This window comes from Salmonella sp. SJTUF15591 (assembly GCF_043356435.1).
Lineage (GTDB): Bacteria > Pseudomonadota > Gammaproteobacteria > Enterobacterales > Enterobacteriaceae > Salmonella > Salmonella enterica.
Map to the genome: position 1 here is coordinate 22780 of NZ_JBEUJO010000008.1, position 16382 is coordinate 39161.

The 16382-nt window shown below is 52.7% G+C and carries 13 protein-coding genes; 2 read left to right on the forward strand and 11 right to left on the reverse strand.

What is annotated here, in order from left to right; all coding sequences use genetic code 11:
• Positions 1–76: 76 nt before the first annotated feature.
• From lpxD to rpsB, 11 genes are all read right to left on the reverse strand, one after another.
• On the reverse strand, positions 77–1102 hold the full coding sequence (gene lpxD / locus ABVM99_RS17900; protein ID WP_001139265.1) for a UDP-3-O-(3-hydroxymyristoyl)glucosamine N-acyltransferase: 1026 nt from the start codon (positions 1100–1102) through the stop codon (positions 77–79).
• A gap of 3 nt (positions 1103–1105) precedes the next feature.
• Positions 1106–1591 (reverse strand): molecular chaperone Skp, encoded by a 486-nt coding sequence (gene skp / locus ABVM99_RS17905; protein WP_000758966.1) that lies wholly within the window; start codon positions 1589–1591, stop codon positions 1106–1108.
• A gap of 122 nt (positions 1592–1713) precedes the next feature.
• Positions 1714–4125, reverse strand: a complete 2412-nt coding sequence (gene bamA / locus ABVM99_RS17910) for an outer membrane protein assembly factor BamA (protein ID WP_001240922.1) — start codon at positions 4123–4125, stop codon at positions 1714–1716.
• Between the two features lie 31 nt (positions 4126–4156).
• Complete coding sequence (gene rseP / locus ABVM99_RS17915) at positions 4157–5509, reverse strand: sigma E protease regulator RseP (protein WP_000949017.1); 1353 nt, start codon at positions 5507–5509, stop codon at positions 4157–4159.
• A gap of 11 nt (positions 5510–5520) precedes the next feature.
• Complete coding sequence (cdsA, locus tag ABVM99_RS17920; RefSeq protein WP_000922422.1) at positions 5521–6378, reverse strand: phosphatidate cytidylyltransferase; 858 nt, start codon at positions 6376–6378, stop codon at positions 5521–5523.
• 12 nt (positions 6379–6390) lie between these two features.
• Complete coding sequence (gene ispU, locus ABVM99_RS17925; protein ID WP_000947413.1) at positions 6391–7149, reverse strand: (2E,6E)-farnesyl-diphosphate-specific ditrans,polycis-undecaprenyl-diphosphate synthase; 759 nt, start codon at positions 7147–7149, stop codon at positions 6391–6393.
• Positions 7150–7461: 312 nt separating this feature from the next.
• Positions 7462–8658, reverse strand: a complete 1197-nt coding sequence (ispC, locus tag ABVM99_RS17930; RefSeq protein WP_023195593.1) for a 1-deoxy-D-xylulose-5-phosphate reductoisomerase — start codon at positions 8656–8658, stop codon at positions 7462–7464.
• A gap of 141 nt (positions 8659–8799) precedes the next feature.
• A complete protein-coding gene (gene frr / locus ABVM99_RS17935; protein ID WP_000622423.1) occupies positions 8800–9357 on the reverse strand; it encodes a ribosome recycling factor in 558 nt (185 codons plus the stop codon).
• 146 nt (positions 9358–9503) lie between these two features.
• Positions 9504–10229 carry a UMP kinase gene (gene pyrH, locus ABVM99_RS17940; RefSeq protein ID WP_000224567.1) on the reverse strand — a complete coding sequence of 242 codons (726 nt, stop codon included), beginning with the start codon at positions 10227–10229 and terminating at the stop codon, positions 9504–9506.
• A gap of 144 nt (positions 10230–10373) precedes the next feature.
• Entirely contained in the window at positions 10374–11225 is an 852-nt protein-coding gene (gene tsf, locus ABVM99_RS17945) for a translation elongation factor Ts (protein ID WP_000808106.1), read from the reverse strand.
• Positions 11226–11482: 257 nt separating this feature from the next.
• Positions 11483–12208 (reverse strand): 30S ribosomal protein S2, encoded by a 726-nt coding sequence (gene rpsB / locus ABVM99_RS17950; RefSeq protein WP_000246886.1) that lies wholly within the window; start codon positions 12206–12208, stop codon positions 11483–11485.
• Positions 12209–12658: 450 nt separating this feature from the next.
• Between rpsB and map the strand changes: the two genes are divergently transcribed.
• Together map and glnD are read left to right on the forward strand one after the other, a co-directional pair.
• The gene (map, locus tag ABVM99_RS17955) at positions 12659–13453 is read left to right on the forward strand and encodes a type I methionyl aminopeptidase (protein WP_001018214.1); all 795 of its coding nucleotides are present in this window, start codon (positions 12659–12661) and stop codon (positions 13451–13453) included.
• Positions 13454–13690: 237 nt separating this feature from the next.
• On the forward strand, positions 13691–16363 hold the full coding sequence (gene glnD / locus ABVM99_RS17960) for a bifunctional uridylyltransferase/uridylyl-removing protein GlnD (RefSeq protein WP_052938322.1): 2673 nt from the start codon (positions 13691–13693) through the stop codon (positions 16361–16363).
• Positions 16364–16382 lie beyond the last annotated feature (19 nt).

Genomic DNA, 16382 nt, shown 5'->3' on the forward strand with positions numbered 1-16382 from the left:
GGCAATAATAACACGGCCTGCCGCAATCGTATGAATGTGACAGGCCGGAAAAGAATGGCAACTACAAGGCGAAACGTTAGTCTTGTTGATTAACCTTGCGCTCAATCGCTTTGAGACGCTTGCTCATATCATCAATGTTCATCACCAATGCAGCAGTTTTACGCCATACTTTGTTGGGTTGCAGCGGAATGCCTGAGGAGTAGACGCCCGGTTCCGTGATGGGACGCATCACCATACCCATGCCAGTTACCGTGACTTTGTCGCATATTTCCATATGCCCATTGATCACGCTGGCGCCGCCAATCATGCAGTAACGGCCAATCTTCAGGCTACCCGCCATAATGACGCCACCGGCAACTGCCGTATTGTCGCCAATCACGACGTTATGTGCAATCTGGCACTGATTATCAATAATCACGCCATTGCCAATAACAGTATCATCCAACGCGCCACGGTCAATGGTGGTACAAGCGCCGATCTCGACACGATCGCCAATAATGACCCGGCCCAGTTGTGGGATCTTCACCCAGTTGCCACGATCGTTAGCGTAGCCAAAACCGTCCGCGCCGATCACCGTACTGGACTGGATCAGGCAATTCTCACCGATCTGAATGTCGTGGTAAATCGTTACGTTCGCCCACAAGCGTGAACCCGCCCCGATTTTGCTATTTTTTCCGACGAAACAGCCTGCGCCGATAACCACGTTATCGCCCAGTTGTACGCCAGATTCAATCACCGCATTCGCGCCGACTGAAACATTGCTACCCAGCGTTGCCGTCGCATCAATCACGGCGCTTGGCGCGATATTCTGCGCGGGCTGCGGCGTAGTATCTAAAATTTGCGCCATGCGCGCGTAGGTCAGGTAGGGATTTTTAACTACCAGCGCCGCGCTCTTGGCAAAAGGAAGATCGTCCTGCGTCATGACAACCGCAGAAGCCTGGCATAAACCTAAGTGTTCACGGTACTTAGGATTTACCATAAACGTAATGTGGCCTGTTGTTGCAGATTGCATGGACGCAACGCCGGTGATGACGATATCGCCATCACCGTGTAATTCTGCATCCAACTGTTCTGCTAAGTCAGCCAGTCGAATTGAAGGCATTACTTATTTAACCTGTTTCAGTACGTCAGCGGTGATGTCTTTCACATCGCTGCTGTTGTAAGCAACGGTGTTTGCGTCTACCACCAGATCGATACTCTGGTCGTTAGCCACTTTTTTCACCGCAGTCTGGATACGAGTCACCAGTTTGTTGCGTTCTTCGTTGGAACGACGAGCGCGATCTTTCTCAAAAGCCTGCGCTTTTTGCGCGAAAGTCTGGCGCTGAGACATCACGTCTTTTTCCAGCTTAGTACGATCGCTACCTGCTTTCATGGATTGCAGACGCTGCATTTTAGATTGCAGATCGGTTTCCATTTTTTGCAGTTCAGCCGCACGGCCTTTAAATTCGTTTTCCAGTGTATTGGATACACCCGTCTTCTGCGCAACCTGTTGGAACAGATTACCCATGTTGACGATTGCAATTTTGTCAGCAGCCTGTGCGGACGTTACCATCGCCAAACCAAGACCTGCAGCTAATAACCACTTTTTCACAATAAACTCCTTACCATCCCATTTGCACCCGAAGGTACAGCTCTTTGCGTGGCCTGGCGATCCCTGGGGGCATCGCCAAAAGTCATCGCTACACTACCAATGCATTCCTTTGCAGTGAACAATTACCAGGTTTTACCAATGTTAAACTGGAACTGCTCGGCTTTGTCTCCATCGTACTTTTTAAACGGCTGGGCGTAGGAGAAGACCAACGGCCCCAATGGGGACATCCATTGTAATGCGATACCCGCGGACATACGGATGTTGCCTGGATCGCTGTAGTCCGGTACATCTGACGGCGCAGATGACGGATCCCAGTTCGTATCCCAAACGGTACCCATATCCCAGAAGAAGGAGGTACGAACCGAGTTGGCATACTTTTCGCTGATGAACGGCGTCGGGGTAATAAATTCCAGGCTGGCGACAGCCATGGCATTACCACCTACCGCATCATCTGATTTACAGCCTGATTCCTGAGTACAGTCTTCGTAATCATCATTATCGTCCCAACTAGTGTGGGCGCCATTTTTATAGACCGCTTTCGGGCCGATAGTATTCGACTGGAAACCACGCACGGTACTGGAACCACCGGCATAGAAGTTCTCATAGAACGGCATTTCCTTGCCGCCTAAACCATCGCCGTAACCCCAACGAGTACGCCCCAGAACCACCCACTTGTGATCGTTATCAATAGGCACATAGGTCGCGGTATCCAGCGACACTTTGTAGTATTCGTTGTCGGAACCTGGGATCGTCACCTTACCCGTCAGGTTGACTCGCGAGCCGTCCGTCGGGAAATAACCACGGTCAAGCTTGTTATAGGTCCAGCCGTAGTTAAAGGTGAAGTCGTCAGCGGCAAAATCGCTGGCATCAGGGTCGCCCATCGACTCAAGATAACGATCCATCGCAATCTGCGGCTGCATGTTGGACAGTTTGTTATGGACATAACCCAGACCAGCACGCAACGTGTTGTACTCGTTGATGGGGAAGCCAAGCGTCACGTCCGTACCGTAACTCTTGTTGGTATAGTCGGACAGGTCGGCATCATCCGCTTCAAAGTCGTTATAGAAGATACGACCACCGAGGCTCACGCCGTCAACGGTAAAGTATGGGTTAGTAACGGACAGTTCGCTGTAGGTCTGGTAGTCGTTTTTGGTACCGTTAATCCCCACGGAATAACCGGTACCTAACCAGTTGTCCTGCTGAACGCCAGCCTGGAAGCTAACGCCGCTTTCTGTACCGTAACCGATACCGAAGTTAAAGCTACCGGTGTTGCGCTCTTTCACCTTGTACACCACATCAACCTGATCCGGGCTACCCGGAACGCGCTGCGTGTCGGTGTCGACGGTTTCAAAGAAGCCGAGACGGTTCAGACGCTCTTTCCCCTGGTCAACCAGGTCGCTGCCCAGCCACGCCCCTTCCATCTGGCGCATTTCACGGCGCAGAACGGAATCTTTTGAGGTGTCGTTGCCTTCAAAGCGGATCTTACGCACGTAGAAACGGTTGCCCGCATCGACGTTTACGCGCAGTTTTACGGTTTTGTCAGCATCGTTAATTTCAGGCTGTGACTGCACGCGCGGATAGGCGTAACCATAGCGACCCAGAAGCTTTTTGATGTCATCTTCCATTTTGGTCACTTTGGTGCCGTTATAGAGCTCGCCCGGTTCAATTTTCGTCAGTTTCTCAATTTCAGCGGAATGTCCGGCCAGGTTACCGCTCACCTGAACCCCGGAAAGCTTGTACTGATCGCCTTCGGTGATATTGACGGTGATGTAGATCCCTTTCTTATCCGGCGTCAGACTCACTTGCGTGGAGTCAATATTGAAACGCGCGTAGCCGCGATCCAGATAGTAGCTGCGCAAGGTTTCAAGGTCGCCCGCCAGCTTCTGTTTCTGGTATTTACGATCGCCGACGACGTTCCACCACGGCACTTCGTCACGCAACTGGAAATGAGAAATGAGTTCTTCGGTGCTAAAGGCATGGTTACCGACGATGTTGATCTGTTGGATCTTCGCCGATACGCCCTCCTGGAACACCAGTTTAAGATCAACACGGTTGCGCGGCAGCGGCGTGACGACCGCCTTAACGCTGGCGCTGTATTTACCTACGCTATAGTAAAAGTCTTCCAGACCTTTTTCGATATCAGACAGCGTGGTGCGATCCAGAGACTCGCCAACACGTACGCCAGACGCTTCGAGGTTTTGCTTGAGCATGTCATCTTTCACCGACTTGTTCCCGGAGAAAGTGATGCTGGCAATGGTCGGACGTTCTTTTACCTGAACCAGAAGGGTATTACCATCGCGCAGGACGCGGACGTCCTCAAAGTTGCCGGTGGCGAACAGAGCGCGAATGGTGTTACTGATATCTTCATCATTAACCGTGTCGCCTGTGCGCACCGGCATACTGAGGAGAGCCGCACCAACGGCGACTCGCTGCAGGCCTTCGAAATGAATGTCCTTCACTACGAACCCTTCAGCACCGTATACGGTGGCGCTGCTGAACAGCAGCGACGCTATGAGCAACTTTTTCATCGCCATCGTTATTATGCGTTCTTCCTAACTAACTCTCTTACAACCGAGAGAAATCATTGAAAAGTGCAAGCCCCATTAACAACACCAGCAAAATCGAGCCAATGCGATAACTAAAGTCTTGAACCCGCTCGGATACCGGCCCGCCCTTAAGCTTTTCAATCGCCAGGAACAGCAGATGACCCCCGTCAAGAACGGGCAGCGGAAACAGGTTGATTATCCCTAAGTTCACGCTGATTAGCGCAAGGAACATCAGGTAATAAATCACCCCGAACTCCGCTGACATCCCAGCCCCCTGAGCGATAGAAATCGGCCCACTGAGGTTGTTCAGTTTCACATCACCGGTTATCAATTTACCCAGCATACTGACCGTCAGCTTCATCAACTGCCACGTCTTATCCGTGGCTTCGAGGATGGCGCTAAAAGGCCCATACTGGCGTATAGTCTTGTACTCTTCCGGCAGAGGAATAATTTTAGGCACCACGCCTGCAAACCCTTCCGCCTTTCCGTTAACCGATTTCGTATCCGGCGTTAACGTCAACGACAAGGCGCTCCCCTGCCTTTCAATCTCTAACGCTAACGGCTTACCGGGATTATCGCGTACAAACGTCACGAATTTCATCCACTGCGTTAACGGCTGACCATCGACTTTAACGATCCTGTCGCCTGCTTGCAAACCCGCTTTACTGGCTGCGGAATTCGCCTGCACTTCTGACAGTACCGGTTCAATCTGTGGCCCGCGGGGCCGAATCCCTAAAGAAGATACAGGATCTTGCTTATCAGGCTCAAATGCCCAGTGACGTAAATCAAGCGTTTTGTCCTGCCGCTGGTCGCTACCAAACGGCGCGACGCTCACCGTCGTCTGCTGATCGCCAATTTTGGACACCAGTTGTAAACGCACGGCATCCCAATCAGGGGTTTCGATACCATCAACGGCTTTAAGTTCCGTACCAGGCGCAATTTGCGCCTGCGCAGCAATCGAGTTGGGCGTTATTTCACCAATGACCGGACGAACGCCAGGGACGCCGATGATAAAGACCAGCCAGTAAGCAAAGATAGCAAAAATGAAGTTCGCAACCGGACCTGCGGCAATAATTGCGGCGCGCTGGCCCACCGTTTTGTTATTGAAGGCGTGACGACGCAATTCCGGCGCTACCGGTTCGGCGCGTTCATCCAGCATTTTGACGTAGCCGCCCAGCGGGATCAGGGCGATGACATACTCGGTGCCGTACCGATCGGTACGACGCCAGAGCGCTTTGCCAAAACCGATGGAAAAGCGCTCAACTCGCACACCGCAGCGCCGGGCAACCCAGAAATGACCAAATTCATGCACAGTGATCAGCACGCCCAGTGCGATGATGAATGCAGCCAGATTCCAGAGAATACTCAGCATAAAACCTTCCGTTAGAGCGTCCTGAACACCAGTAACAACAGGCAAGCAAAGACCGGTACGGCAGCCGTCAGGCTGTCAATTCGGTCCAGAATGCCGCCATGGCCTGGAATCAAGTGGCCGCTATCCTTAATTCCTGCTTCGCGCTTAAACATACTCTCGGTGAGGTCGCCCAGTACAGAAGCCAGAGCCGCCACCACAGAGCAAATCAGCAAGATAACAGGCGCAACATTCAGATTCGCCCACATACCGTAACCCCATGAGATCACGGCAGCCGTAGCAAGCCCGCCGATAAACCCTTGCCAGGTTTTACCCGGGGAAACCTTCGGCGCCAGCTTATGTTTGCCAAACAATTTACCAAACATATACGCGCCAGAGTCCGCTCCCCAGACCAGGATCATGACATAGAGTAGCCATATTGCGCCACTGTAATGATTCTCGTCATAGTGCCAGGCACGCAGCGCCAGCATGCCCCAGAAAAATGGCACAATAGTTAACAAACCGAAAATGAGACGCAATGTTTTTGAGTTGCGCCAGATTGCCGCCGAACCGGGATAAAATAGCACCAGCAGTAGCGCGACAACCCACCATCCTAACGATGCCCAAAGCGACATCTCAACCAGCGGTTGACGAATGTTGTGATGATACTCAGGCAACAAAAATAGCATCAGCGCCAATAACAGACCACACAGCACCGCCAGCCAAACCCGCTGTGAACGCGCGGCGAAACCGCTTAACTGTCCCCATTCCCACGCGGCCAGCATACAGACAACCAGCGTAATAATGGCGAACCCCACCGGCGGCAATAAAAAAAGCGCAGCGATGACCGCGGGTATTAACACAAAAGCAGAAATCAGGCGATACTTCAGCAAAAGCAACCCCCATCAGGCTTTGTCATCACCAGGCTCGGTACCGCCGAAACGACGCTCTCGATTAGCAAAGGCATGCAGCGCACCTTCAAAGTCTTGTTCATCGAAATCGGGCCAAAGAACATCCGTAAAGTAAAGTTCGGCATAGGCAATTTGCCAAAGCAAAAAGTTACTAATGCGATGCTCTCCCCCAGTCCTAATTACTAAATCCACAGGCGCCAGCTCATGCATACAGATTTGCTGGCCTAGTCTCTCTTCATCAATCTGATCGGGGCGCAGCACTCCAGCCTGCACCTGTTCCGCCAGTTGTCGGACTCCCTGGACAATATCCCAACGTCCGCCGTAATTCGCAGCGATATTCAGCGTTAGACCCGTATTATGGGCGGTAAGCGCTTCTGATTTGCGAATACGTTCTTGTAAACGTGAGTTGAATCGGCTGATATCGCCGATAATACGCAGGCGAACGTTATGGCGGTGCAGGCTTTTGACTTCGCTATCCAGCGCCCACACAAACAGCTCCATTAACGCGCTCACTTCCTGCGCCGGTCGGTTCCAGTTTTCACTACTAAAGGCATACAGCGTTAACGCATCAATACCGTTATTGGCAGCAAAAGAGACCGCTCGCCGGACGGACTTCGCCCCGGCTTTATGCCCAAAGGCCCGGATCTTCCCTTGCTTTTTCGCCCAGCGACCATTGCCATCCATAATTATGGCAACATGACGGCAGCCATGTGCTGGCAAATTTTCGCTTACTGGTTGAGTTGCAGACAACATAACGCGTTTTTTGTCCCTGAAAGGATTTAGCGGTACTCAGGAATACTGAAGCCTTTATACACATTCTCTTCGGTTCGCTTCGCGGATGACTGCGCCTCATCGCCCCTGTCGTGCGCTGTCTGCGCACGCCGGGAACGTATTCGCCTGCCGTCCCGATGCGTCCTGAATGATTTTGTGTATCCACAAAAAAGCCGTGTAAAACCACGGCTAACCTGACCGAAAAAAGCCAAAAACCTGCGATCAGGTGGCGCAGACTATATCACCGAAGCCCAACGCTAACAAATAGCACGATCTTCTGTCGCGGGATAATCGTCAGCGTGAGAGCCGTATCACTTGTTTTCGGGCTACTTCACGCGCGATGGCGTCAACCTGCAATACGCCCTCAACGCTTGCCGGTTCCTGTAAATCCATCCTCTCCAGCACCGCTAAATTGAGCCCGGCGATATCGGTAAAACGAATCTGTTGCGCCAGAAACGCGGCAACGGTGATTTCGTTTGCCGCATTGAGCGCCGTCGTTGCCGCCTGACCTTGCTCAAACGCCTCCATCGCCAGCTTCAGGCATGGATAACGCTGATAATCTGGCGCGCTAAACGTCAGCGCGCTGAGTTTGCAAAAATCGAGCGGCTGCGCGCCGGACGTGACGCGATTCGGCCATGCCATCGTATGCGCAATAGGCGTACGCATGTCAGGTTCTCCAAGCTGCGCCAGGACGCTGCCGTCCTGATAACGCACCATCGAATGAATGACCGATTGCGGATGGATCAACACTTCCATCTGACGTGCGCTGGCATTAAATAACCAACGCGCTTCAATGTATTCCAGACCTTTATTCATCATGGTGGCGGAGTCGACGGAGATTTTTCGCCCCATCGACCAGTTCGGATGACGACATGCCTGATCCGGCGTCATCGCTGCCAGATCGCACATTGGCGTTTCACGAAACGGGCCACCAGACCCGGTAAGCAAAATCGACGTTACGCCATTTTGCTCAAGGTCAGCGTATCCCAGATTATGCTGAATAGATTGCGGCAAACTCTGAAAAATCGCGTTATGTTCGCTATCGACGGGTAAAAGCCGGGCGTTGCTGCGTTTTACTTCGTCCATAAACAGCCGCCCGCAGGTCACCAGCGATTCTTTATTCGCCAGCAGAATCGTCTTCCCTGCGCGAATCGCCGCCAGGGTCGGCAGTAAACCAGCCGCGCCCACAATGGCCGCCATCACATGCCCGACCTCATCAAGCGCCGCCATCTCACAGGCAGCCTGCTGACCGCTCAGAACCTCGGTGCGGCTGCCATGCTGCTGAAGCATTATTTCGAGCTGTTCTGCGCTCGACGTATCGTCCATCACGGCATAACGCGGCGAGAACTCCAGGCACTGCTCCGCCATGCGGGCGACATTTTTACCCGCCACCAGCGCGATAACGCGGAAGCTATCAGGATTATGGCGCACCACGTCCAGTGTGCTGCAACCAATAGAGCCGGTCGAGCCCAGAATGGTTAATTGCTTCATGAAACGTCCAGAAATGTTGAAACGGAATAAAAAGCAAAACGCCGCACAGGAGACCTGATAATGTCTTCTGCGCGGCGCTTTGTACACCACTCATCCGCCAGGTTTAGCGGTGGAATGAGTTTATATCTGCGTACAGATCAATCAGAACTGCATCAGTTCTGCTTCTTTATCTGCCAACGCCGCATCAACTTTCTTAATTGCCGCGTCGGTCATTTTCTGTACTTCTTCCTGAGAGCGACGATCGTCATCTTCACTGATCGCTTTATCTTTCAGCAGAGCTTTTACTTTATCGTTCGCATCACGGCGGACGTTACGAACGGCGACACGCGCCTGCTCCGCTTCGCCACGGACAATTTTCGTCAGATCTTTACGACGTTCTTCGGTCAGCGGCGGCAGCGGAACGCGAATGTCGGTGCCCGCAGAGCTTGGATTCAAACCGAGGTCTGACGCCATGATCGCTTTTTCAACGGCTGGCCCCATAGAACGGTCAAACACGTTAATTTTTAAGGTACGGGAGTCTTCTACCGTTACGCTTGCCAACTGGCGCAGCGGGGTCGGAGTGCCATAGTATTCTACGACAATACCATCCAGCAGGCTGGGAGAAGCACGACCCGTGCGCACTTTGCTGATTTGGGTTTTGAACGCTTCAACGCATTTTTCCATGCGTACTTCAGCATCTTTTCTGATATCGCTAATCACGTTACGAATCCTTGAAAACTAGTCTCAGTCAGACCAGACGGTCACACAATACAAAGATGTGCTAAGTATAGTCTCGTTTAATTTCTGCCAGGTAATAAGACCCGTCAATAGAACAGAATCTTACCCGTATTTGGCGCTCACGGGAATTATTCCGTGATTAACGTCCCTTCTTTTTCGCCCATCACCACACGACGCAGCGCGCCCGGTTTATTCATGTTGAAAACACGAATCGGCAGTTTGTGGTCACGAGCCAGCGTGAACGCCGCCAGATCCATCACTTTCAGCTCTTTATCCAGCACTTCGCTGTAGGTCAGCTGATCGTACATGGTCGCGGAAGGATCTTTTGCCGGATCGGCAGTGAATACGCCATCCACTTTGGTCGCTTTCAGTACGACATCCGCTTCAATTTCGATCCCGCGCAGACAGGCCGCAGAGTCGGTAGTGAAGAACGGGTTACCCGTACCTGCAGACAGAATCACAACACGGTTATTACGCAGCAGGCTAATCGCCTCGGCCCAACTGTAGTTGTCGCACACGCCGTTTAAAGGAATTGCCGACATCAGGCGGGCGTTCACATAGGCGCGGTGAAGCGCATCACGCATTGCCAGGCCGTTCATGACGGTGGCCAACATGCCCATGTGGTCGCCCACAACGCGGTTCATCCCCGCTTTTGCCAGACCCGCGCCACGGAACAGGTTACCACCGCCAATCACCACACCAACCTGAATACCCAGTTCAACCAGTTCTTTGATCTCCTGAGCCATACGATCCAGTATGCTTGCATCAATACCGAAGCCTTCCGTACCCTGCAGAGCTTCGCCGCTTAATTTAAGCAGAATGCGTTTATAGACGGGTTTTGCATTGGTAGCCATGTTTCTTTCCTGAGACTGTCAACGATTGATATGAGTTAATTCCGGCGACATTGTACGTCGCATTTCAGCGCAGACGCCAGGCGTCGGCTGATTTTACAAGAGAGGCGCAAAAAGAAGCCGCCCTCAGGCGGCTCCTCAGGAAAATCAGGACTGCTTAGACATCGCAGCAACTTCTGCTGCAAAGTCAGTCTCGACTTTCTCAATGCCTTCGCCCACTTCAAAGCGGATGAAGCCAGTCACGTCAGCGTTGTGCTCTTTCAGCAGTTGGCCAACAGATTTGCTCGGTTCCATGACGAAAGGCTGACCAGTCAGAGAAACTTCACCGGTGAATTTCTTCATGCGGCCTTCAACCATTTTCTCTGCGATTTCTTTCGGCTTACCGGACTGCATCGCGATGTCCAGCTGTACCTGGTACTCTTTCTCTACCACGTCAGCAGACACGTCTTCCGGCTTAACGAATTCCGGCTTGCTTGCCGCAACGTGCATCGCCAGCTGTTTAACCAGCTCTTCGTCAGCGCCTTTAGCGGCAACCAGAACGCCGATGCGCGCACCGTGCTGGTAAGAACCCAGAACGTCGCCTTCCAGGGAAGCGACGCGACGAATGTTGATGTTCTCGCCAATTTTCGCTACCAGAGCAACGCGCTCTTCTTCGAACTGTGCTTTCAGAACTTCTACGTCAGTGATTTTGCCAGCAACAGCGGCGTCCAGCACTTTGTCAGCAAATGCCTGGAAGCCAGCATCTTTAGCCACGAAGTCAGTCTGGCAGTTAACTTCCAGAATGAAAGCGACGTTGCCGTCGATTTTGGTTTTGATTACGCCGTCAGCAGCCACGTTGCCTGCTTTTTTCGCCGCTTTGATAGCGCCGGACTTACGCATGTTTTCGATTGCCAGCTCAATGTCGCCATTCGCTTCAGTCAGCGCTTTTTTGCAATCCATCATGCCTGCGCCGGTACGCTCACGCAGCTCTTTTACCAGGGATGCGGTAATTTCAGCCATTCTAAAATCCTCGAAAGATTTGATCTGCCCGGCATCAAACCGCACAGATATAAAAGTGAAAAAGGGGGCCATATACAGGCCCCCTAACCAAACGTGATACTACCTGGTCTATAAGGGCTCTCCCCTTCATATTTCGAGCCGCAGGCGCGTTGCCTTCACTCGCTCATCCCAGTCACTTACTGATGTAAGCCCCCGGGAATTCTCGAGCTTGCCGCCTTCCTGCAACTCGAACTATTTTAGGGAGTTATCAAGCCTTATTACTCGGCTTCTACGAAGCTTTCTTCCGCCTGGGAAGCCAGATCCTGAGAACGGCCTTCACGAACGGTTGCAGCGACAGCGCCCAGGTACAGGCTAACAGCACGGATTGCGTCATCGTTACCCGGGATAACGAAGTCAACGCCGTCCGGATCAGAGTTGGTATCAACGATAGCAAATACCGGGATACCCAGGTTGTTCGCTTCTTTGATAGCAATGTGCTCGTGGTCAGCATCGATAACGAACAGAGCGTCCGGCAGACCGCCCATGTCTTTGATACCGCCCAGGCTGTTTTCCAGTTTCTCAAGCTCACGAGTACGCATCAGCGCTTCTTTCTTGGTCAGCTTTTCGAAAGTACCGTCCTGAGACTGAGTTTCCAGGTCTTTCAGACGTTTGATGGACTGACGAACTGTTTTCCAGTTAGTCAGCATACCGCCCAGCCAGCGATGGTTCACGAAGAACTGGTCGCAGCTGTTAGCAGCTTCTTTCACCGCTTCGCTTGCAGCGCGTTTAGTACCAACGAAAAGGATTTTACCTTTACGAGCAGAGATCTTGTTCAGTTCAGCCAGAGCTTCGTTGAACATCGGTACAGTTTTCTCAAGGTTGATGATGTGAACTTTGTTACGCGCGCCGAAGATGAAAGGCTTCATTTTCGGGTTCCAGTAACGGGTCTGGTGACCAAAGTGAACACCAGCCTTGAGCATGTCGCGCATGGAAACAGTTGCCATGATTTAAAACCTCTATAGATTAAGTTGGGGTTATGCCTCCACGTATCCCATATTACCGACCCCAAAGGGCACCCCGGAATATGTGCCGATACGTGTGTGTTGTTACACAAAGTGAGATTTGTCGCTCCCGTCCATCGTGTGTAGTCTTCGAATGGATCGGAAGTCCGGCGCGCTTTATACCACAAATACGCCACCGACACCAATAATTGTTGGCACTCAATGCTGAATTGAACGATGAATTTCGTGTTACAGGCAGGCGGCAAATTTTTGCATCCCCGGGAGCTTACGGCCAATAAGTGACTGGGGTGAAAAAATGTCGCCAACGCACCTGTGGCACGAAAGGCGAAGTTCAGAATGATTCTCAATTTGGCAGGGTACACCCCTGACTGATACCATTGTCAGCACTTACACAATTATTGCCGAAATCATCGGCACTGATGGACAGAATTCATGGCTATCTCTATCAAGACATCTGAAGACATCGAAAAAATGCGCGTCGCGGGCCGTCTGGCAGCCGAAGTGCTGGAAATGATCGAACCGTATATCAAACCGGGCGTCACCACCGGCGAACTGGACCGTATCTGTAACGATTACATCGTTAACGAACAACACGCGATCTCCGCCTGCCTCGGCTACCACGGCTATCCGAAATCCGTCTGTATCTCTATTAATGAAGTGGTGTGCCACGGCATTCCGGATGACGCTAAACATCTGAAAGATGGTGATATCGTCAACATCGACGTGACCGTGATTAAAGATGAATTCCACGGCGATACCTCGAAGATGTTTATCGTCGGCAAACCGACCATTCTGGGCGAGCGTCTGTGCCGCGTCACGCAAGAGAGCCTGTATCTGGGCATCAAAATGGTGAAACCGGGCATCCGCCTGCGCACCATTGGCGCCGCCATCCAGAAATATGCCGAAGGCGAAGGTTTCTCCGTGGTACGTGAATACTGCGGACACGGTATTGGTCGCGGCTTCCATGAAGAACCGCAGGTGCTGCATTATGATGCAGACGATGGCGGCGTCGTGTTGCAGCCTGGCATGACCTTTACCATTGAACCGATGCTGAACGCCGGGGATTACCGTATCCGCACCATGAAAGACGGCTGGACGGTAAAAACCAAAGACCGCAGCTTGTCTGCTCAGTACGAGCATACTATTGTGGTAACGGAAAACGGCTGTGAAATTCTGACGCTGCGTAAAGATGACACCATCCCGGCGATCATCACACACGACGAATAATGTTTTGCCTGATGGCGATGCCTTCGCATCTTATCAGGCCTACAAATTACACCTTTACTCAAAATCATTCGAGTTGCCTCAAGGCGGCAAGAGAGTGAATCTTCAGGAGCGTACATAAGTACGTGACTGGAGTGAACGAGCGCAGCCAACGTAGAAGCAACTTGAAGGATGAAGAGTAAATACGTAGGCCGGATAAGGCGTTCACGCCACCATCCGGCTTTTTAATGGGTGGCGCATATGAATACTCTTCCTGAACAGCACGCGAATACCGCACTCCCCACCCTCCCTGACCAGCCGCAAAACCCTGGCGTCTGGCCGCGCGCTGAACTGACCGTCGCCGGTATCAAAGCCCGCATCGACATCTTTCAACACTGGCTGGGAGAGGCATTTGACAGCGGCATTTGTGCTGAACAGCTTATTGAAGCCCGAACCGAATTTATCGACCAGTTGTTGCAACGCCTGTGGATTGAGGCCGGTTTCGGTCAGATTGCCGATCTGGCGCTGGTCGCCGTCGGCGGCTATGGACGCGGCGAACTGCATCCGCTTTCCGATATTGATCTGCTCATTTTAAGCCGCAAAAAGCTGCCCGATGAACAGGCGCAAAAGGTCGGCGAGCTGCTGACTTTATTATGGGACGTCAAGCTGGATGTCGGGCATAGCGTACGTACGCTGGAAGAGTGTCTGCTGGAAGGTCTGTCTGATTTAACCGTTGCAACAAACCTCATCGAAACGCGCCTGCTGATCGGTGATGTCGCTCTGTTTCTGGCACTGCAAAAACATATTTTCAGCGAAGGCTTTTGGCCGTCCGACAAATTTTACGCCGCCAAAGTAGAAGAGCAGAACCAACGCCACCAGCGCTATCACGGTACCAGCTATAATCTGGAGCCGGATATTAAAAGCAGCCCCGGCGGCCTGCGCGATATCCATACATTGCAGTGGGTCGCCCGACGTCACTTCGGCGCTACCTCGCTCGATGAGATGGTGGGATTCGGCTTTTTAACCCCGGCTGAGCGCGCGGAGCTCAACGAGTGCCTGCATATCCTGTGGCGCATTCGCTTTGCGCTACATCTGGTGGTCAGCCGCTACGATAACCGCCTGCTGTTCGACCGCCAGTTAAGCGTCGCTCAACGCCTTAACTACAGCGGCGAGGGCAACGATCCGGTTGAGCGGATGATGAAAGACTACTTCCGGGTTACGCGCAGGGTGAGCGAACTTAATCAGATGCTGCTTCAGCTATTTGACGAGGCGATTCTGGCGCTGCCTGCGGATGAAAAACCACGTCCTGTTGACGATGAGTTTCAACTGCGCGGCACGCTTATTGATCTGCGTGACGACACGCTGTTTATCCGCGAACCGCAAGCGATCCTGCGCATGTTTTATATGATGGTGCGCAATAGCGCGATCACCGGCATCTACTCTACGACGTTACGCCACTTGCGCCACGCCCGCCGCCACCTGAGCCAACCGCTGTGTTACATCCCGGAGGCGCGCACTCTGTTTCTGAGTATGCTACGCCATCCCGGCGCGGTCAGCCGCGGCCTGCTGCCCATGCATCGCCACAGCGTACTGTGGGCTTATATGCCGCAGTGGTCGCACATCGTCGGACAAATGCAGTTTGACCTGTTCCACGCATACACGGTGGATGAACACACTATCCGCGTAATGCTCAAACTGGAGAGCTTTTCAAAAGAAGAGACGCGCCAGCGCCATCCGCTATGCGTCGATCTCTGGCCGCGGCTTCCCCATCCGGAACTGATCCTGATCGCCGCGCTGTTCCACGATATTGCGAAAGGACGCGGCGGCGACCATTCCGTACTGGGCGCGCAGGATGTACTCACCTTCGCCGAACTGCACGGTTTGAACTCACGCGAAACGCAACTGGTCGCCTGGCTGGTGCGCCAACACCTGCTAATGTCAGTCACCGCCCAGCGCCGCGACATCCAGGATCCGGAAGTCATCAAGCAGTTCGCCGAAGAGGTGCAAACCGAAACACGGCTGCGTTTTCTGGTCTGCCTGACCGTCGCGGACATCTGCGCGACCAACGAAACCTTGTGGAATAGCTGGAAACAGAGCCTGCTGCGCGAGCTGTACTTCGCCACTGAAAAACAGCTCAGGCGTGGAATGCAAAATACGCCGGATATGCGTGAGCGCGTGCGTCACCATCAGCTTCAGGCGCTGGCGCTGCTGCGAATGGACAATATTGATGAAGCCGCGCTGCATAAAATCTGGACCCGCTGTCGCGCTAACTATTTTGTTCGTCATAGTCCAAATCAGCTCGCCTGGCACGCACGCCATTTATTGCAGCACGATCTGCGCCAACCGTTAGTGTTGCTCAGTCCGCAGGCCACGCGCGGCGGAACCGAAATTTTTATCTGGAGTCCGGACAGACCCTATCTGTTTGCCGCCGTCTGCGCCGAGCTGGACAGGCGTAATTTAAGCGTCCATGACGCGCAGATCTTTACCACTCGCGACGGCATGGCAATGGATACGTTTATCGTTCTGGAACCAGACGGCAGCCCGCTGGCGGCGGATCGCCATGACGTTATTCGCACCGGTCTTGAACAGACCATTACGCAGCGTAGCTGGCAGCCGCCGCAGCCGCGTCGGCAACCGGCAAAGTTACGGCACTTTACGGTCGAAACGGAAGTCAATTTTCTGCCCACCCATACCGACAGAAAATCATTCATGGAATTGATCGCGCTCGATCAACCAGGTCTGCTGGCCAGGGTCGGACAAATTTTTGCCGATCTGGGAATTTCGCTTCATGGCGCCCGAATTACAACCATTGGTGAACGAGTAGAAGATTTATTCATAATCGCCACAGCGGATCGGCGCGCACTTAATAATGTGCTGCAACTTGAGGTACAACAACGGTTGACAGCGGCCCTCAATCCAAACGATAAAGGGTAGTGTGTTTATTTATATGAAA

Bases quoted from the DNA above. Each gene is read 5' to 3' on its own strand.
- rpsB (WP_000246886.1), bottom strand. From the start codon at position 12,208: ATGGCAACTGTTTCCATGCGCGACATGCTCAAGGCTGGTGTTCACTTT.
- pyrH (WP_000224567.1), bottom strand. From the start codon at position 10,229: ATGGCTACCAATGCAAAACCCGTCTATAAACGCATTCTGCTTAAATTA.
- tsf (WP_000808106.1), bottom strand. From the start codon at position 11,225: ATGGCTGAAATTACCGCATCCCTGGTAAAAGAGCTGCGTGAGCGTACC.
- ispU (WP_000947413.1), bottom strand. From the start codon at position 7,149: ATGTTGTCTGCAACTCAACCAGTAAGCGAAAATTTGCCAGCACATGGC.
- glnD (WP_052938322.1), top strand. From the start codon at position 13,691: ATGAATACTCTTCCTGAACAGCACGCGAATACCGCACTCCCCACCCTC.
- lpxD (WP_001139265.1), bottom strand. From the start codon at position 1,102: ATGCCTTCAATTCGACTGGCTGACTTAGCAGAACAGTTGGATGCAGAA.
- ispC (WP_023195593.1), bottom strand. From the start codon at position 8,658: ATGAAGCAATTAACCATTCTGGGCTCGACCGGCTCTATTGGTTGCAGC.
- bamA (WP_001240922.1), bottom strand. From the start codon at position 4,125: ATGGCGATGAAAAAGTTGCTCATAGCGTCGCTGCTGTTCAGCAGCGCC.
- rseP (WP_000949017.1), bottom strand. From the start codon at position 5,509: ATGCTGAGTATTCTCTGGAATCTGGCTGCATTCATCATCGCACTGGGC.
- map (WP_001018214.1), top strand. From the start codon at position 12,659: ATGGCTATCTCTATCAAGACATCTGAAGACATCGAAAAAATGCGCGTC.